This window comes from Enterococcus sp. E4-150, from assembly GCF_035726465.1.
GTDB lineage: Bacteria > Bacillota > Bacilli > Lactobacillales > Enterococcaceae > Enterococcus_B > Enterococcus_B faecium.
Window position 1 is genome coordinate 149,066 of the sequence record NZ_JAPRGK010000007.1, and the last position, 16,155, is coordinate 165,220.

The window sequence follows — 16,155 nt, forward strand, 5'->3', positions numbered from 1 at the left end:
CACATTCGCTCCTCAACTTAAAGGTAATGCAGGAAGTCTTTCTTCAATAAAACTGCCTGGTCTTCAGTTCGTGTAATCATCAAAACATTATCGTCATCATTGATAATCGAAAATAATTCTTTCTTGTAACGTTTATCAATCAAATTTGCTGCTGCCGAAGCATTTCCCGGCAATGTTTTTAAAATAACAAATTTTTCCATTTGGTCAACTGCCACGAAAGCGTCTTTTAATAGTTTTTCCAATTTAGTATTTACATCTTCGTTTGTTTCAGCTGGTATGCTATAACGGTAGCCTCCATCTGAAGCCGGTACCTTGATCAGTTTCAGTTCCTTTATATCTCTGGAAATCGTAGCTTGAGTAACAGATATTCCTTTGCTTTTCAGGATTTCAACAAATTCTTCCTGCTTTCGGATATCTTGCTCACTCAACAATCGAGTAATCAAACGATGCCGATCTTTTTTTCTCATTACGTCTTCGCTCCTTAGCATATTCTTCTTAATCAATGATAGCTTATTTCCTTGGTATAATAAAGAAGAATCCGCATACTTCTCACTTGATTTTCACAGTTACAATTTATTTATGGTCAAACTGTTCGTGTGCATTTGAAACCACTTCTGCCATATTAATAGCTGAATTGATTGTTCCGCTTTCGGGTACTTTCCTCAAGTGAGCCAAGAACTCGATATTTCCTTCTCCCCCCGTGATCGGAGAATAACTTAATTCCAGCACATCATATCCACCTTGTGCCGCAAATGACAAAATGTCTTCTAAAACTTTTTGATGGGTCTGAGGGTCACGAACAATTCCGTTTTTCCCTACAGCTTCTCTGCCTGCTTCGAATTGGGGTTTGATTAAGGCAATCACTTCTCCCTCTTCTTTTAAAATAGCATGTAATGGAGGCAGCATCAGTTTTAGTGAAATAAAAGAAACATCGATAACAGCAACTTCTGGAATTCCTAAGGTAAAGTCTTCGGGTTTTGCATAACGAAAATTCACTCTTTCCATTACGACGACTCTAGGATCTTGTCTTATTTTCCAAGCTAGCTGATTGTAGCCAACGTCTAAAGCATAACTCATTTTTGCGCCATTTTGCAAAGCTGCATCAGTAAATCCGCCAGTGGAAGCACCAATATCTAACAATGTTTTTCCTTCAACAGATAGATCAAATGCTTTGAGTGCTTTTTCTAATTTTAATCCACCCCGAGAAACATAAGGAAGTTTTTTACCTTTGACTCTTAATTCACTACTCACTGGAATTTTTTCTCCCGGTTTATCAAACCGCTCGTTTTTTTCGTTGTAAATCAAACCAGCCATCACTGAACGTTTGGCTTGTTCTCTTGTTTCAAATAATCCTTGTTTGACCGCTAATACATCTACGCGTTCTTTTTCCATTCTTTCCCTCATTTCTCCACATCAAATTGCTTGATCATCTGGCGCATCAGCCCGCCATTAAAAGAAAAAACGTCCTCTTCTAATTTGTCTATGATCTTGTTGGCGGATAACAGTTCAATCTCCAACGCCTCACGTGTCTTTTCTAGGCCTAATAAACGCGGGTAAGTATTTTTTTCCATACGTTCATCTTTACCAGCTGTTTTCCCTAATGTTTTCGTTGTACCAATCACATCGAGTAGATCATCTCTTATCTGAAAAGCCAAACCTAAATGTTCGGCTAATCGTTGAAGTAGCAATATGATTTCTTCAGGTTGCTTCGCTAATATGCCACCAGCCAGCAAGGCATAACGAATCAAATGCCCTGTCTTTCTTTCATGAATAAATGCTAATTCTTCTAAAGAAAGCTTTTTCGATTCGCCTTCGATATCTGCAGCTTGTCCAGCAACCATACCTTGTGATCCCGCACAAACAGCTAATTGCTGAAGCAGCAGAAGCTTAGGAGAATTACCTAAGTGTGCCATACTGATTAGCTGGAATGCTCCTGTAAGCAAACCATCTCCGGCCAATATAGCTAATGCTTCGCCGAATACTTTATGATTGGTAGGTTTTCCTCTACGAAGATCATCATTGTCCATCGCAGGCAAATCATCGTGGATCAAGGAATACGTATGCACCATTTCTAAAGCAGCTGCTACTTGATAGACGGGAACATCAATAGGCTCATCAAAGGAAGCAACGGCCGTTAAAAGTAATAAGGGACGTATTCTTTTCCCGCCTGCTTTCACTGAATAACTCATCGCATCATAGAGTCCTCTATCCGTTGTATGCTCATCTAAAAAAGACAAGATTTCTTTTTCTACAGCAGGTAGATGAATAGCTGAAAAGTCAGTTAATCTCATCTCAGCTTTCCTCGTTTCCGTCAAAATCAACTTCTTCATTTGATTCTGTCATCATTTTCGTCAAGGTCTCTTCTGCTTTAGCTAATGTATCTTGGCAATGTTTGCTTAATTCCATTCCTCGTTTAAACGAATCTAGAGCTGATTCTAATGGAACGTCTCCTTGTTCTAACTGCATGACAATTTTTTCTAATTCTTGCAGTGACTCTTCAAAAGTTGGATTTTCCATATTTTTATTCTCCTTTGTCTATCTCTTGTACTTGTCCTTTAACGATTCCATCTTGATAATGGATCGTCAGCAAATCCCCTTGATGAATCTCGGAGACACTTTTTACTACTTGATCATTTAACGTCGTATAGCTGTAGCCTCTTCCCATGATTTTCAATGGACTCAACAAATCAAGAGATTGAACAGCTTGAGCAAAACGCTGCTGCTGTTGTTTCATATATTGTTGGATTTTCTCTTCTAAGCGTTTTTCTAGATAAGCAGTTTCTTGGCGAGCTGCTTTAACTCGATAAAGCGGAGCCACTTGTTCCAATTGGTGGCTTAATGCGATCGTTTGTTTTTCTTTCGCATGATAAATTTGCTGTGTAGCTTGATATAATCGCTGTTTCAACTGGTCTAATTTGATGGTCTGACCTTCATACAATCTTTCAGGCTGCCGAAATACATAGGAACGTCGAGCACGCTCGAACCGTTCTTGTTTGCGCTGGATCTGGCGTACAAACGCCTGCTGCAATCTAGCTTGCCGTTCTTGAATGCGCATCAACTCTTCTGACAAAACAGGAACAGCTAATTCTGCAGCTGCTGTTGGAGTGGCAGCCCGAACATCTGCTACTAAATCAGCGATCGTGGTATCTGTTTCATGTCCTACAGATGAAATCACCGGCGTATTAGCTTGATAAATCGCCCGAGCAACCCGCTCTTCATTAAACGGCCATAAATCCTCAATCGAACCACCCCCACGACCGATGATCATTGTATCGAAATTGCCCATCTCTTCTACTCTCTGGATATTCCTGACAACATTGTCCGCTGCTTGGTTTCCTTGTACAACTGTTGGGAACAAAACCAATTGGACAATTGGATATCTTCTTTTCACCGTCGTGATGATATCGCGGATAACCGCTCCGCTTGGACTGGTAAGGACCGCGATTCGCTTTGGGAAACGTGGCAGCATTTTTTTAGGCCCTTGAAAAAGGCCTTCCTTCATCAGCTTTTCTTTTCGTTCTTCCAATTCTTGATATAAAGCACCTATTCCATCAGGCTCCATGTGCTCTACATAGATTTGATAAGAACCTCCCGCTTCATATAATGAAATACGCCCAACAACAAGGACTTTCATTCCCTCTTTTGGCTGGAATCGTAATTTTTGGAATGCTCCTTTGAACATAATAGCAGATATTTTTGCATGGTCATCTTTTAAGCTGAAATATTGATGGGCATTGGCACGTAAACGGAAATTCGATATTTCGCCTGTTAAATATACGCGTTCTAAATAAGGATCGGCATCAAATTTACGTTTCAAATACCTCGTTAATGTAGTGACAGTTAAATATTCTTGTGCCATCTATTCACCTGCTCCAAAAGCTTCGGCAGATTTTACGGTTTGATACATCAGCATCGTGATAGTCATTGGCCCTACACCCTTTGGCACAGGAGTGATCCAGCCTGCAATAGGCTCCACTTCATCAAATTTCACATCACCGATCAGCTTACCGTTAGCATCACGGTTCATCCCTACATCGATCACTACAGCACCTGGTTTTACGAATTCTTTTGTGACAAAATGTCCACGTCCTATTGCTACGACTAAAATATCTGCTTCTTGTGCCAGTTCAGCCAGATTTTCGGTTTTAGAGTGAGCCACAGTAACAGTTGCATCTGCCATCAAGAGTAGCTGAGCCATCGGTTTACCGACGATATTGCTTCGTCCGATAACTACTGCTCGTTTACCCGCAGGATCGATAGAATAAGCTTCAAACATTTTCATGATGCCGTATGGAGTACAAGGGATCTTGTCCGGTTTACCCGCAAGGAGTCTGCCTAAATTCATCGGATGAAAGCCGTCTACGTCTTTTTCAGGGCGGATAGCTAACAGGATCTTTTCTTCATCTATATGCTTTGGCAATGGTAATTGGACCAATATACCATGAAAACTAGGATCTTGATTGTATTTTTCAATTTCTGCAAGTAGTTCGTCTTCAGAAATCGTCTCAGGATAACGCTCTACCAATGAATGGATTCCGATTTCTTTTGCTACACGTTCTTTATTTCTTACATAGATTTGGCTGGCTGGATTTTCCCCTACCAATAAAACGACTAATCCGGGATGGATACCATTATCTTTCAATTTTTGGATTTTTACAGCAATCTCTGCCTGCATTTTTTCAGCTAATTCTTTTCCGTTAATCAATTCTGCCATCTAACCACTCCCAGATATTTTTTGTGTTTTCATTCTACCATAGAATTTTCCCGATTTATAACAGGTTTATGATGATTCATAGAAAAAAGCTAGGACTTACGCCCCAGCTTCTAATTCTTTCAATACATTGGATAAAACACCGTTGACGAATTTACGTGAACGGTCATCACTAAATGTTTTTGCCAACTCGATTGCTTCATTTAAAGCAACAGCCGCTGGTACATCTGTCACATAAGTCATTTCAAAAATCGCGATACGCAAGATCACCAAATCCATTTTTGAGATCCGATTGATGTGCCAATTGTTTTTCAAATGTTTTTCAATCACTTTATCCAATTCATCTTTTTTTGCACAGACACCGCCAACTAGCGTATCAAGATAAACAGGAACAAACTCTGATTCATCTTCGTTGATCATGTCGCGGTGGTCTAATTCGATTGCGTTGAAAATCGCATCTTCTTTTGTTAGGTCTGCATTGAAGTCTAATGGAAATAAAGCCTGCAATGCCATTTCCCGAATCTCGTGTCTTGATAATTCTTTATTCATTCTCTTCCTCTTCGTCTTCAAAAAGTTCTTCGATTGTTGGTTGTTCTAATTTTTCAGGAACAACAGCTACTACATGGATATTGACTTCAGATAAATCGATATCCGTCATGAAAAGGACTTGTTGGCTGACCCGTTCCTGCATTTCCATTGCTACTTTAGGAACTGAAACACCATATTCTAGATAACAGTAAAGATCTACTTTCAAGCCATCTTCCTCGTTTGCTAAGTAAACACCTTTTCCGTGAGCTGCACGTCCTAATAATTCAGTGACATTGCTGGCAAAAGTTCCGCGCATTCCGTATACGCCTTCTACTTTAGAAGCTGCAATCCCGATAATTACTTCGATGACTTCAGGAGCGATCACGATCTCTCCTAAATCTTGGTTTGCGTTTAAAATCAAATTTTTTTCATCTGCCATTTATTTATTCCTCCCTTTGCCTAAGCACGAGATACATCCGAATTCCCTATGATGCGGCTATAGTGATCACGTGGTAAGAAAACTGCCGCCGATCAGCTGCAAACTGCTATGAATTGGAGAAAACACCCAACTTTATTATCTCTTACAGCTTAAAAGTTCTTCTATAGTGTATCATTAAATCGAGTGATTTTCTATAACAAAGTCTGTGAACACTGATTTTTACGCTTACTTCTTCTATTGATGAAACTATAAGATGATCAATTCTTTTGGTGAACGAGTCAACACACGATTTCCATCTTCTGTGATCAACAAGTCATCCTCAATACGTACTCCACCGATTTCTGGTAAGTAGATCCCTGGTTCATCAGTGATCACATTTCCTGGTACAAATTGCTTTTCTGCACGAGAAGAAACGTTTGGTCCTTCGTGGATCTCTAAACCGATCCCATGTCCTGTAGAATGTCCAAATGCTTCCCCGTAACCATGTTTTGAAATATAATCTCTAGCAACTGCATCTAATTGGACACCAGTCATTCCTGGTTTTGCAGCATCAATAACTGCTAATTGAGCATCTAAGACTATTTGATAAATTTCTTTTAATTTTTCCCCAGGATCACCAATAGCGAATGTACGTGTCATATCGGAAACGTACCCTTCGTAATAGCAGCCAAAGTCCAATGTGATCAAGTCGCCTTGTTCGATGATTTTTTTGCTTGCTACACCATGCGGCATAGCCGAACGCAATCCGCTAGCAACGATCGTATCAAAAGAAACACCTGAAGCGCCAAGAGAACGCATATAAAAGTCTAGTTGATTTGCGACTTCAATCTCAGTCATGCCCGGTTGGATCATTTTCAGGATGTGATCATATGCCATATCCGCAATATGACATGCTTTTTCGATAATAGCGATTTCTTCTTCATCTTTCACTTCTCTGAGTTCTTCGATCATCTGTGAAACAGGTACTAATTCCGCATCGATGATTTCTTCTAAAACCGAATATTCTAAAAATGAGACTGTTGTTTCCTCAAAAGCTAATGAGTGCAGTTCTTCTTTGCGTACTAAGTTTGCTACCTCATCAAAAATAGGTCCGACATTTTTAATAATTTCAAACCCTTGAGCCTGCGCTGCCGCCTGCTCGGTATAACGAAAATCAGTAATAAAAAATGCTTTTTCCAAAGTAATAACAGCTAATCCTGTCGTACCTGTAAAGTTCGTTAAGTAACGAAGATTGTACGGACTGGTAACCAAAAATGAATCCAAATTTTCTTCTTGCATTTTTTTGCGCAATTTTTCTACACGTAGCATCATAATGAAACTCCCTCTTTCTTTGCACGCTTTTTTCCATTATAGCAAACTTTTCTTCGTACACGACAGTTAAATAAAAATTTCCGGAAAACTTCTTTTTATTTTAAATAAATAAAGCCAAAAAGGAGTCACAGTCTCGCTGCAACTCCTTTTAGTTTACTATTTTGTAAAAACTTATGATCGTTTTCCAAAGAAAAATGAGACAACTGCTACCAAAATCACTGCGCCTAAAATAGATGGAATAAGTGCCATACCTGCAGCTTTTGGTCCCCATTCGCCGAAAATCGCTTGTCCAATACTTGAACCGACTAGTCCAGCAATGATATTCGTTACACAGCCCATCGAATTTCCTTTACTGGTGATCGCACCTGCAATTGCTCCGATCACGGCTCCAACAATCAATGTCCATAACCAACTCATAATATAACCTCCTTCTTTGCTAATCAATTTTAGCATATGGGATTTAAAGGGGACAAATAATTGGTTTTGCTATTTCATATTTTCTTCTGCAAAGTAAAAAAATAAAGAAAACCTCCTCTTAGAAGTTTTCTTTATTTTTTACTTGCGTTTAAACATACTACGAATACCACGTTTCACTACATCAAAGAAACTCAATGATTGTACCATTCTATCTTCATCTACATATTCTCTGATCGCACGAAGCACTTTTTTAGGTTCTTTGGAAGAAAATGTGTATGTACCATTTTTTTTCGTTTGAATGGCATATCGAGGAATCCATTTTCCCTTTAGCATGACTGATGCTAGTACATAATCCACTTCTTCCCATGGAATTTGGATATATTTGCGTCTATCTCGCGCATGGTAAAACTCAAAACCATTATCACCTATCATGATTTGCCCGTAATCTGTCAGACCCGTAAACGAAGTAGCATCAATTACCAAGTCTACTTTTGTATTGATTGATTGAACCATTTTCTCCCTCCAGATATTTGTTTATGAACAGTATACTATATAAAAAAAGCTCGGGACAACGCCCGAGCTATATTTTTATGGATTATAAAAGTCCGATGACGTGTCCAACAACACCGACTACGAATAAACCAAGGATGATAACGATTGGAGAAACCTTTTTCTTAAGCAACCACATACATAACAATGTTAATCCTAATGCAGCTAAACCAGGAATCAATTGGTCTAAGTTGTCTTGTAATGTTGTTACCTTTTCAGGAGAAAGGGCTAAGCCATTATTAACTTGTTCAAATGCACTCTTGATTCCTTCACCACCTGAAGGCAATTTATCCCATTCGATGTAAGCACCTTTATCTAATTTTACAGTTGATACAACTGGTAAGAATTTGATTGATACCCATCTTTGTACAAGGGCAGCTAATACGAACATCCCTAAAATTGAAGCACCTTTTGTTACGTCTTGTAACAATCCGCCAGAAAGGTCATCAGTAATTTTAGAACCAGCTTTGTAGCCAAATTCTTGTGTATACCACATGAATGCCCAACGAATAATGTTCCAACCTAAGAAGAAGATGATTGGTCCAAGGATATTTCCTCCCATAGCTAATGAAGCACCTAGTGCACCTAGCATTGGACGTACTGTAAACCAGAACACTGGATCACCAACACCAGCTAAAGGACCCATCATACCTACTTTAACCCCTTGAATCGCTACATCATCAACAGGCGCGCCATTCGCACGTTCTTCTTCCAGTGCCAATGTAACCCCTAAAATTGGAGAAGCAATGTATGGGTGTGTATTAAAGAATTCCAAGTGACGTTTTAATGCTGCAGAACGTTCTTCTTTTGTTTTGTATAATTTTTTGATTGCTGGAATCATAGAAAATGCCCAGCCACCGTTTTGCATACGTTCGTAGTTCCATGAACCTTGAATGAAGGTAGAGCGCCACGCAACAGCTAAACGATCTTTTTTTGATAATTTGATTTTTTCTTCTGCCATTTTATTTTCCTCCTTCAAGATTAATAGTCATTCAAAATGTCGCCTAAAGGGTCACCAGAGTTGCTTCCGCCTCCATTATTTGATGAACCACCCATTTTAGAAAGGTTCAAGTAAATAAGAGCTAATGCAACACCTAAAGCACCTAGAGCAATCAATGTTAATTGAGAAATTGCAGCTACAACGAAACCAATAACGAAGAATGGCCATACTTCTTTTGTAGCCATCATGTTGATTACCAAAGCGTAACCTACAGCTACGACCATTCCCCCACCGATAGCCATACCATCTGTTAACCATGCTGGCATTGATTCAAGGAATGATTGCACAGTTTGTGCTGGGATAAATAGCAACGCTGCTGCTGGGACCGCGATACGAACCCCTTGTAAACATACAGCAATGATGTGCCACATTTCAACCTTACGGATGTTTCCTTCTTCAGCAGCCGCATCCATCAAATGAACGATTGGAACAGCGATTGTACGTACGATCATTGTTAAGAACAACCCTGCAACAGCCAAAGGAACGGCAATCGCGATCGCAGAAGGAACACCTTTAACACCTTGTCCACCTAAAACTAAAATAATTGCTGATGCTACTGATGCTAATGCAGCATCTGGTGCTACAGCGGCACCGATATTTGCCCAACCTAAAGCGATCATCTGAAGCGTACCGCCAAGTACGATACCAGCTTCGAGGTTACCGGTAACTAAACCGATCAATGTACATGCCACTAGTGGTTGATGAAATTGAAATTCATCAAGAATACCTTCCATACCAGCTAGAAAGGCAACTAATACGACTAAAATTATTGAAATAATAGACATGATAAGCCTCCTATAAATTTTAATATTATTTATTACGCTTTTGCTAATTCAGCTTTTGCTTTTTTCAAAATATCATCCATGTTATCGCGTGAATCATTAGGTACTTTACGTACATCGAATTTCACACCTTTTTGTTCAAGCTTCTCAAACGCTTCAACGTCTTCTTGTCCCATAGACAATACTTTACTTACAACGACTTTACCAACCGAATGCGCCATTGACCCAACATTTAATTCTTTGATGTCTACGCCACCTTCAACAGCTGTCAATACGTCTTCAGGATTTTCAAATAAAAGCAATGCTTTGGTATTTCCAAAACGAGGGTCTTTTGCTACTTCGATCATTTTGCTAATAGGAATAACATTTGCTTTTACACCTGGAGGAGCAGCTTGTTCGATTAGTCTCTTACGCAGATCATCCTTTGATACTGCATCTGAAACAACGATAATACGGTTTGGTTGCACTGCTTTTGTCCAAGCTGTCGCAACTTGTCCATGTAACAGACGTGAGTCAACACGTGCTAATACATATTTGATTTTCCCGTCTCCGACCACAGTTCCTTCTGGAAGTGCTCCTTTAGGTTGTGCGTCTTCAACTGCTGCTTTCGGTGCTTCTGCCGGTTCTAATTCTTCCGGTTTTACTTTTACACCGTCTTTTGCTGTTTCAATGATGTGTGCTGCAATTTCATGAGCAGATTCCATTGAAAAGCGTGATGCGTAGGCTTCAATCAACATTGGTAAATTCAAACCGCTGACGATTGCCCATTTATCTTTGTGCTCTTCGAATAATGTGTTTGATTGATTGAACGGTGTTCCGCCCCATAAATCAACTAAGAATAACACTTCGTCTTGATTATCAAAAGAAGCAACCGCTTCTTCCAATTTGGCTCTCAAGTCATCTGGACCTTCACTTGGTTTCAAAATCACGGCTTTGACGTTTTCTTGTTCGCCAAAGATCATTGAACCGGATTGTAAGATTCCTTCAGCAAATTGTCCATGACTTGCTAGGATAATCCCTACCATATTTATACCTCCTATTTACTTTTGTTGTAACAAATTCAAAAATATTAATAATTGCTAACCATTACAACAGAATTATTTGACCTTTTCCAACAACCATTCTTGCTACACCTTTTTGATTTTCGCTAGTAGTTCCATCAAAAGGATTTTCCTGTCAGCAGGTACTTTTCGAATCTCTAACTCCACTTCTTGACTGTTCAAGTAACGAAAGGAATCAATATCTTGTTGATTTACTGAAACAAAATTGGTAATCATTGATTTGCCTTCAGTAAAACTCATACCGCCGATATTCAACGACTTCAACTGTACACCGCAGCGGACAACCGCTTCAACATCTTGGGGATTGGTGAATAAAAGCATCACTTTTGCTCGTGATAATAATCCACTATGATAGATTTGAATCATTTTCTGCACGGTTATTACATTTGCTGTGATCCCCGGCGGTGCAGCTTCTTTTAGTAGAAACTTTCTCAATTTATCTTGAGCGACTACATCGCTGATCACAATGATACGTTCAACACCTGTTTGCTTCGACCAAACTGTTGCGACTTGCCCGTGGATTAAACGATCATCTATACGTGCCAATCGAATATCCATCTGCAAAACTCCTTCTTCCTCACTACTTCACAGAAACCCCTATCATTTCTGTGTGAACAACCACCTCCTAGCACACACTACTATAAGCAAAAAGCGTGCCAACTTTTTTACGATACACTAATTGAATTTAAAGGATTCTTAACCAATACACAAAAACGATACACTATAAAAGTGTATCGTTTTTGTGTATTCATGGCACAGTGTATTCTTTTTTATCTAACTGATTATGGACTAGACGTAGCAGATAATACATTTCTTCTATCGGCACTTTTACTTTTATCTGATCTTCCAACAGAACAACTGAGGCTGCCAATTGGCTATAAAGAGGATCATTCGTTGTATTTGTCAATTCGTTTTCTTCCACAGTCAATAGTTCATTCCGAATAATACGTTCGATCATTCCTGCTGTGTGCATCACTAGGTTGATTTTGAATCCATATTCTTCATCGCCGATTCCCGTCGTCTGAGAGATTTGTGTAGAAAATTGCCACATTGGATCGATTAACTTACTACCATTAATAAAGATGAAGTTATCAGAGATAAACTCAACACACGTATTTTTAGCTGACTCTTCATCTAGGGAGATGAATTCAGTTTCCTCCAATTCTGATTCCATCAGCAACTGATCCAAAATGACTTCGATATTTTGATCAATAAAACGTTCTAAAGGAATAAATGGGGCTTGGATATTCAAATCAGTAATCCCAGTAGTAGCTATGATCTGATATTCTTTTTGGATAACTGGCAGTTCTTCTTTCACTTCCACAATCGACAAAGCTAGAACTTCTAATTCTGTTTCTTGACGCTTGTTTACCGCTCGTTCGATCAATTCTTTGATTCTTTGTGCTGTACCTTCGCCAGATGCGCAGATAGCCAAAACAGCTTTTTTCTTATGAATAGGTTTTGCTTCCTGAACAGATTCTACAGAAGATATTTCTGCGTAACCTCGAAAATTTTTCAATGATTCATGCAACATATCTAGATCTGTCCCTAATACTGAGACCTTTCGTACAGTTTCCAAAACTAGAGAAGTTGTTACCATATCAACAGTACGTACTGGAATTCCAGTGTCTCTTTGAATTTGCGAATTAAACGACGCAAGGGACCCCATATCTACTAAGAGTATGACCCCGCTTCCTTCATCTACTTCTTGTACATTGCGTTCAATTCGGTCCAATGCTGTTTTCGGATCCATATCCAAAGGCATGTCTACTGCTCGTACGTTCTCTGCATCTAACAACTGTTGGACAACTTGGACCATACTGCTTGCTGTGCTGTTTCCGTGAGCTGCAACGACTACACCGATTCTGCCGCTTGCTTGATTTGCCCGTAACGAGACGAGTAGAACGGTCAAGTAATAGTCTTCACTTTCTGGAATCTCCACTTGAAAATACGTTTCGATATAACTACGCACTTCTTTCGCAACAGCATATTCATCTGGAAAATCAAAAGCCATCTCACGGATGTTATCATTCGTATGCCGTTCTTCTCCTAAGTTGATTTTTTTCAAAAAAGAACTGATATGCAAGCTCATAGCATAAATAAAGTTTTGCTGAAACTCATATGGTAAAGATCTTTTGACCATTACATAAATCTGATTGGTCACTTCTATGATTTTCGGATCTACAAATTCTGCTAATTTGCTGTCTGCATTAAAAGAAAAACCATGGTCTTTATAGAAAGACTTCAGATGGATGTTGATATCTGTAGAAATGAAATGATTGATTGCTTCTTGATCCAAACCATCCGACTTCAGTAAAGCTGCTTTATCTCCGATGATATCATATAGATTATAAGGTAACTCATAGGAGTCTGATTGGATTTTCATGATCGTATCATTTGGTGCTACAGTTATCTTTGGCTCCAATATTTTAGAAAGCTCTGCCATTGCACTGCGGTTGCTTGCTAATTGAATCAATCCGCTACGAATCCCTTCTGTCAAATCATCGATTGTGATCGAGATTTCGGGTGATTGCATATGATTTAGAAATCCTCGTGCACATACTAACTGGATATTTGACTTCAATTGTCCTATATTTCCATAGGTCACACTGCCGATCAATGCTTTTGCTACATCTTCTGTCAAAGAAATCTTTCGCTGCGTGCGGTTTGCTTCGTGGGCAATCATGATTTTTACTAAATCGACTTTCTCATTTGCAGGACGTTTTTCAAAAGCCGGAAGTTTGATATTGATCGGGATACGCCGAACAAAAGTTTCTAATAGAGAAGAACCTGGGTCTTCTGTGGTCGCACCTACGATCCGTACATTTGCTTCATGGGATTTCGTTGTTTCCCCAAGACGACTGTAAGTTCCGTGATCCATAAAGTAAAAGATCATTTCTTGACCTTCAGGCGGCAACCGGTGAATCTCATCCAAAAACAGCATACCGCCATCCGCTTGGTCGATAATCCCCATTTTTTCTTCATCTGCGCCTGTAAAAGCACCTTTTGCGTACCCAAATAAATGACTCATCAAAAGCTCAGGATTATTGGCATAATCAGCACAATTGAAAACAATCAGTTCCGTTTCCTCATCTATTACATGATGCGCTTTTGCAAAATGATACATCGCGTGTGCAAAATAAGTCTTTCCTGATCCGGTAGGTCCTGTAATCAAACAATTTAATCCTCTTGGCGGATACAAAATCGCAGCTTTTGCCTGTTCCACTGAATTTTTCATGCTGCCGTTAGCTCCAATGATTTTTGCAAAGATATCCTTAGTATCTATTTGGAGTGTATTTTTTTCTTCAGAGACCGGCGTTTCTTTGTAACTGACTACATGTTTTGTAACTGGCTTTACGTGCGTAACGAGTGTTTGATATATGTAACGTACTGGTCGTCCGTCTGTCTTTATCAGTTTCCCTTCGCGCACTAGCTGATTCAGATCTTTACTGCTATTTGTTCGCTGAATCCCTAACACTTCAGCAATTTCCTGTGTTGTTACTCCTTGATCATATTCTGCCTTTGTTAAATGAGCGGTTTTTTCTTTGACATACATATAAATTCGGTCAATGCGTTTTGCCAATGGTATCGCTCCTTTTCTATAGACTGTTGTACTTAGGCTTCAAAACATAATACTATGTATTTATTTCTGTTTCGTCAACTATTTACCTGATTTTGTTTTGTTGATAACACGCGGATAGATAGAAATGTTCAATTTAAAAGAACGAAAAATCCCGATACGATTTTTATAATGGAAACAAGAAAAAGAACACTGTTTACCATATAATTATTTCACTGATAGCAAACAATATAGCTTCCATCAATTGAAAACGATAGTTATCAAAACATTCTGATTCCAAATTGGCAAAAAAATATTAAGTGTAAAAAGACAAAGTAAACTTCGTAGCCTCCACTACAACTTTTATTTTTATAAACAAAAAAAGGCTGTGACAAAAGTCTTGTCACAACCTCTTTAATCACAAGATTCAATTAAGCTTCTTGAGCTACTGGATAAACAAACACTTCAAATATACCTTTTTCTGGTATATTCTGAACAATGCTGACAGCTTGAGATCACTAGATTTCTAATATTATCTATAATGTGCAATTTCCTGTTATTTCTCAAAAGTATGGTCAAAGTATGGTCATTTTTTATGTCAAATTTTCATAACTTCTTTTATATAATATTTTCCTCTGATATGATAAGAATGTGAATATTATATAGAAGGAAGGTTCATGTATATGGGGTTATTCGGTAATAAAGAAAAAAAACTAGCTAAGAAAAAAGAAAAAGAAATAAAGAAGGCTGAACAAGCAAAAATTTTTAACTATTTTAAAGATAATAGTAACTTGATCATTGAAGATTTCTACTTTGATGATATCCATAATAAAGCTTTTATAAAGAAGTCTATATTAAAAAATAGAGAGCAGTGTGTATTCAACTATAATGACTTAATCAGTTATACACCGATTTTTGAAGGATCAAAAATAAAAAAACATCATGGAATAACTAGAGCAGTTGTTGGTGGTGTACTAGCAGGTCCTATTGGAGCTTTAGTTGGCGCCGGTACTGGTGGCAAAGAATTTGAATCTGTAAAACAATTAGGTGTTATGGTTCATCTTGCTGATAACTCATCAGTTAAATATTTAATCATTAACAGCGAAACTAAACTAGATTCTATTGTAGGAAGAGCCTCTATGGATATATATAATAAACTTGTTGCGAAATTAGAATGGATAGTAAAAGAAAAAGAAGGAGTTCCGACTAACACCTCAGAAAGTCAAGCAGATGAAATAAGAAAATATAAAGAACTATTGGATGATGGAATCATTACAGAGGAAGAATTTAATAAAAAGAAACAAGAATTATTAGAAGTATAATATCAGTCAAAAAGATGAGCATTTAATTTAGCTCATCTTTTTTATTTACAAAACAAACGTTTGTTCGTATACTCTTTTTGAGGTGAACATTATGTTGATGGAAGGAAAAACACAATTATGGTTTAAATTTGACCCTTCGAATAGATTTATCAAAGATTTTTATAAAGTATGGGATTCAGAAGTTTTCTTCTTAGCAATCGAAGATAGCTTATTAATCAATCTCTACTATTCCAATAAAAACTACTTTAAAATCCCTGCTGCGAAAACTAGAATGAAGAAAGATGTGTATTTTTTGTTTGATATCGTGACTGACGTGCCAGACGCACGGAGCGATCATCGACGTTATGATTATATAAAGTATACTTTCGTTGATCCAGAAAGGTATATAGATTAAAATAAGTTACCTAAAAAGGACAAATACAAATTTTATTATCTTATTCATAGTAAGAAGATAATTTTAAGATTGCGAAATACGA

General features: G+C 38.2%; 18 protein-coding genes. 2 read left to right on the top strand and 16 right to left on the bottom strand.

What is annotated here, in order from left to right:
- Positions 1–17: 17 nt before the first annotated feature.
- From OZ002_RS08050 to OZ002_RS08125, 16 genes are all read right to left on the bottom strand, one after another.
- Positions 18–467: an arginine repressor gene (locus tag OZ002_RS08050; protein ID WP_002286653.1), complete on the bottom strand. Its 450-nt coding sequence runs from the start codon at positions 465–467 to the stop codon at positions 18–20.
- A gap of 106 nt (positions 468–573) precedes the next feature.
- Complete coding sequence (locus OZ002_RS08055; RefSeq protein WP_002286655.1) at positions 574–1,392, bottom strand: TlyA family RNA methyltransferase; 819 nt, start codon at positions 1,390–1,392, stop codon at positions 574–576.
- Between the two features lie 8 nt (positions 1,393–1,400).
- Complete coding sequence (locus OZ002_RS08060) at positions 1,401–2,291, bottom strand: polyprenyl synthetase family protein (protein ID WP_002332076.1); 891 nt, start codon at positions 2,289–2,291, stop codon at positions 1,401–1,403.
- 1 nt (position 2,292) lies between these two features.
- The gene (locus OZ002_RS08065) at positions 2,293–2,517 is read right to left on the bottom strand and encodes an exodeoxyribonuclease VII small subunit (protein ID WP_002286657.1); all 225 of its coding nucleotides are present in this window, start codon (positions 2,515–2,517) and stop codon (positions 2,293–2,295) included.
- A 4-nt stretch (positions 2,518–2,521) separates the two neighbouring features.
- Positions 2,522–3,859: an exodeoxyribonuclease VII large subunit gene (gene xseA, locus OZ002_RS08070; protein ID WP_002301369.1), complete on the bottom strand. Its 1,338-nt coding sequence runs from the start codon at positions 3,857–3,859 to the stop codon at positions 2,522–2,524.
- A complete protein-coding gene (locus OZ002_RS08075) occupies positions 3,860–4,714 on the bottom strand; it encodes a bifunctional methylenetetrahydrofolate dehydrogenase/methenyltetrahydrofolate cyclohydrolase (protein WP_049142242.1) in 855 nt (284 codons plus the stop codon). It abuts the gene before it with no gap.
- 96 nt (positions 4,715–4,810) lie between these two features.
- Positions 4,811–5,260: a transcription antitermination factor NusB gene (gene nusB / locus OZ002_RS08080; protein ID WP_002286662.1), complete on the bottom strand. Its 450-nt coding sequence runs from the start codon at positions 5,258–5,260 to the stop codon at positions 4,811–4,813.
- A complete protein-coding gene (locus tag OZ002_RS08085) occupies positions 5,253–5,678 on the bottom strand; it encodes an Asp23/Gls24 family envelope stress response protein (RefSeq protein ID WP_002286664.1) in 426 nt (141 codons plus the stop codon). Before OZ002_RS08085 ends, nusB begins: the two co-directional genes overlap by 8 nt.
- 246 nt (positions 5,679–5,924) lie before the next feature.
- Positions 5,925–6,989: a M24 family metallopeptidase gene (locus OZ002_RS08090; protein WP_002391738.1), complete on the bottom strand. Its 1,065-nt coding sequence runs from the start codon at positions 6,987–6,989 to the stop codon at positions 5,925–5,927.
- Positions 6,990–7,160: 171 nt separating this feature from the next.
- Positions 7,161–7,406 (bottom strand): GlsB/YeaQ/YmgE family stress response membrane protein, encoded by a 246-nt coding sequence (locus OZ002_RS08095; RefSeq protein WP_002286666.1) that lies wholly within the window; start codon positions 7,404–7,406, stop codon positions 7,161–7,163.
- Positions 7,407–7,544: 138 nt separating this feature from the next.
- A complete protein-coding gene (locus OZ002_RS08100) occupies positions 7,545–7,919 on the bottom strand; it encodes a DUF956 family protein (RefSeq protein WP_002286668.1) in 375 nt (124 codons plus the stop codon).
- A gap of 82 nt (positions 7,920–8,001) precedes the next feature.
- The gene (locus OZ002_RS08105; protein ID WP_002286670.1) at positions 8,002–8,916 is read right to left on the bottom strand and encodes a PTS system mannose/fructose/sorbose family transporter subunit IID; all 915 of its coding nucleotides are present in this window, start codon (positions 8,914–8,916) and stop codon (positions 8,002–8,004) included.
- Between the two features lie 20 nt (positions 8,917–8,936).
- Positions 8,937–9,740, bottom strand: a complete 804-nt coding sequence (locus OZ002_RS08110) for a PTS mannose/fructose/sorbose transporter subunit IIC (RefSeq protein WP_002294546.1) — start codon at positions 9,738–9,740, stop codon at positions 8,937–8,939.
- 32 nt (positions 9,741–9,772) lie between these two features.
- Positions 9,773–10,762, bottom strand: coding sequence for a mannose/fructose/sorbose PTS transporter subunit IIB (locus OZ002_RS08115; RefSeq protein WP_002289456.1), 990 nt, complete (start codon positions 10,760–10,762; stop codon positions 9,773–9,775).
- 102 nt (positions 10,763–10,864) lie between these two features.
- On the bottom strand, positions 10,865–11,356 hold the full coding sequence (locus OZ002_RS08120; RefSeq protein ID WP_002289455.1) for a mannose/fructose/sorbose PTS transporter subunit IIB: 492 nt from the start codon (positions 11,354–11,356) through the stop codon (positions 10,865–10,867).
- Between the two features lie 190 nt (positions 11,357–11,546).
- Complete coding sequence (locus OZ002_RS08125; protein WP_179188970.1) at positions 11,547–14,354, bottom strand: sigma 54-interacting transcriptional regulator; 2,808 nt, start codon at positions 14,352–14,354, stop codon at positions 11,547–11,549.
- 680 nt (positions 14,355–15,034) lie between these two features.
- On the opposite strand from OZ002_RS08125, the gene OZ002_RS08130 reads away from it, so the two are divergent.
- Together OZ002_RS08130 and OZ002_RS08135 are read left to right on the top strand one after the other, a co-directional pair.
- Positions 15,035–15,679 (top strand): SHOCT domain-containing protein, encoded by a 645-nt coding sequence (locus OZ002_RS08130; protein WP_002332079.1) that lies wholly within the window; start codon positions 15,035–15,037, stop codon positions 15,677–15,679.
- A 91-nt stretch (positions 15,680–15,770) separates the two neighbouring features.
- Positions 15,771–16,073 (top strand): DUF5960 family protein, encoded by a 303-nt coding sequence (locus OZ002_RS08135; protein WP_002332080.1) that lies wholly within the window; start codon positions 15,771–15,773, stop codon positions 16,071–16,073.
- The last annotated feature ends 82 nt before the right edge of the window (positions 16,074–16,155 follow it).

Bases quoted from the DNA above. Each gene is read 5' to 3' on its own strand.
- OZ002_RS08075 (WP_049142242.1), bottom strand. From the start codon at position 4,714: ATGGCAGAATTGATTAACGGAAAAGAATTAGCTGAAAAAATGCAGGCA.
- OZ002_RS08100 (WP_002286668.1), bottom strand. From the start codon at position 7,919: ATGGTTCAATCAATCAATACAAAAGTAGACTTGGTAATTGATGCTACT.
- OZ002_RS08120 (WP_002289455.1), bottom strand. From the start codon at position 11,356: ATGGATATTCGATTGGCACGTATAGATGATCGTTTAATCCACGGGCAA.
- OZ002_RS08110 (WP_002294546.1), bottom strand. From the start codon at position 9,740: ATGTCTATTATTTCAATAATTTTAGTCGTATTAGTTGCCTTTCTAGCT.
- OZ002_RS08095 (WP_002286666.1), bottom strand. From the start codon at position 7,406: ATGAGTTGGTTATGGACATTGATTGTTGGAGCCGTGATCGGAGCAATT.
- OZ002_RS08115 (WP_002289456.1), bottom strand. From the start codon at position 10,762: ATGGTAGGGATTATCCTAGCAAGTCATGGACAATTTGCTGAAGGAATC.
- OZ002_RS08135 (WP_002332080.1), top strand. From the start codon at position 15,771: ATGTTGATGGAAGGAAAAACACAATTATGGTTTAAATTTGACCCTTCG.
- OZ002_RS08065 (WP_002286657.1), bottom strand. From the start codon at position 2,517: ATGGAAAATCCAACTTTTGAAGAGTCACTGCAAGAATTAGAAAAAATT.
- OZ002_RS08060 (WP_002332076.1), bottom strand. From the start codon at position 2,291: ATGAGATTAACTGACTTTTCAGCTATTCATCTACCTGCTGTAGAAAAA.
- OZ002_RS08130 (WP_002332079.1), top strand. From the start codon at position 15,035: ATGTATATGGGGTTATTCGGTAATAAAGAAAAAAAACTAGCTAAGAAA.
- OZ002_RS08050 (WP_002286653.1), bottom strand. From the start codon at position 467: ATGAGAAAAAAAGATCGGCATCGTTTGATTACTCGATTGTTGAGTGAG.
- OZ002_RS08055 (WP_002286655.1), bottom strand. From the start codon at position 1,392: ATGGAAAAAGAACGCGTAGATGTATTAGCGGTCAAACAAGGATTATTT.
- OZ002_RS08105 (WP_002286670.1), bottom strand. From the start codon at position 8,916: ATGGCAGAAGAAAAAATCAAATTATCAAAAAAAGATCGTTTAGCTGTT.
- OZ002_RS08085 (WP_002286664.1), bottom strand. From the start codon at position 5,678: ATGGCAGATGAAAAAAATTTGATTTTAAACGCAAACCAAGATTTAGGA.
- OZ002_RS08090 (WP_002391738.1), bottom strand. From the start codon at position 6,989: ATGATGCTACGTGTAGAAAAATTGCGCAAAAAAATGCAAGAAGAAAAT.
- OZ002_RS08125 (WP_179188970.1), bottom strand. From the start codon at position 14,354: ATGTATGTCAAAGAAAAAACCGCTCATTTAACAAAGGCAGAATATGAT.
- nusB (WP_002286662.1), bottom strand. From the start codon at position 5,260: ATGAATAAAGAATTATCAAGACACGAGATTCGGGAAATGGCATTGCAG.
- xseA (WP_002301369.1), bottom strand. From the start codon at position 3,859: ATGGCACAAGAATATTTAACTGTCACTACATTAACGAGGTATTTGAAA.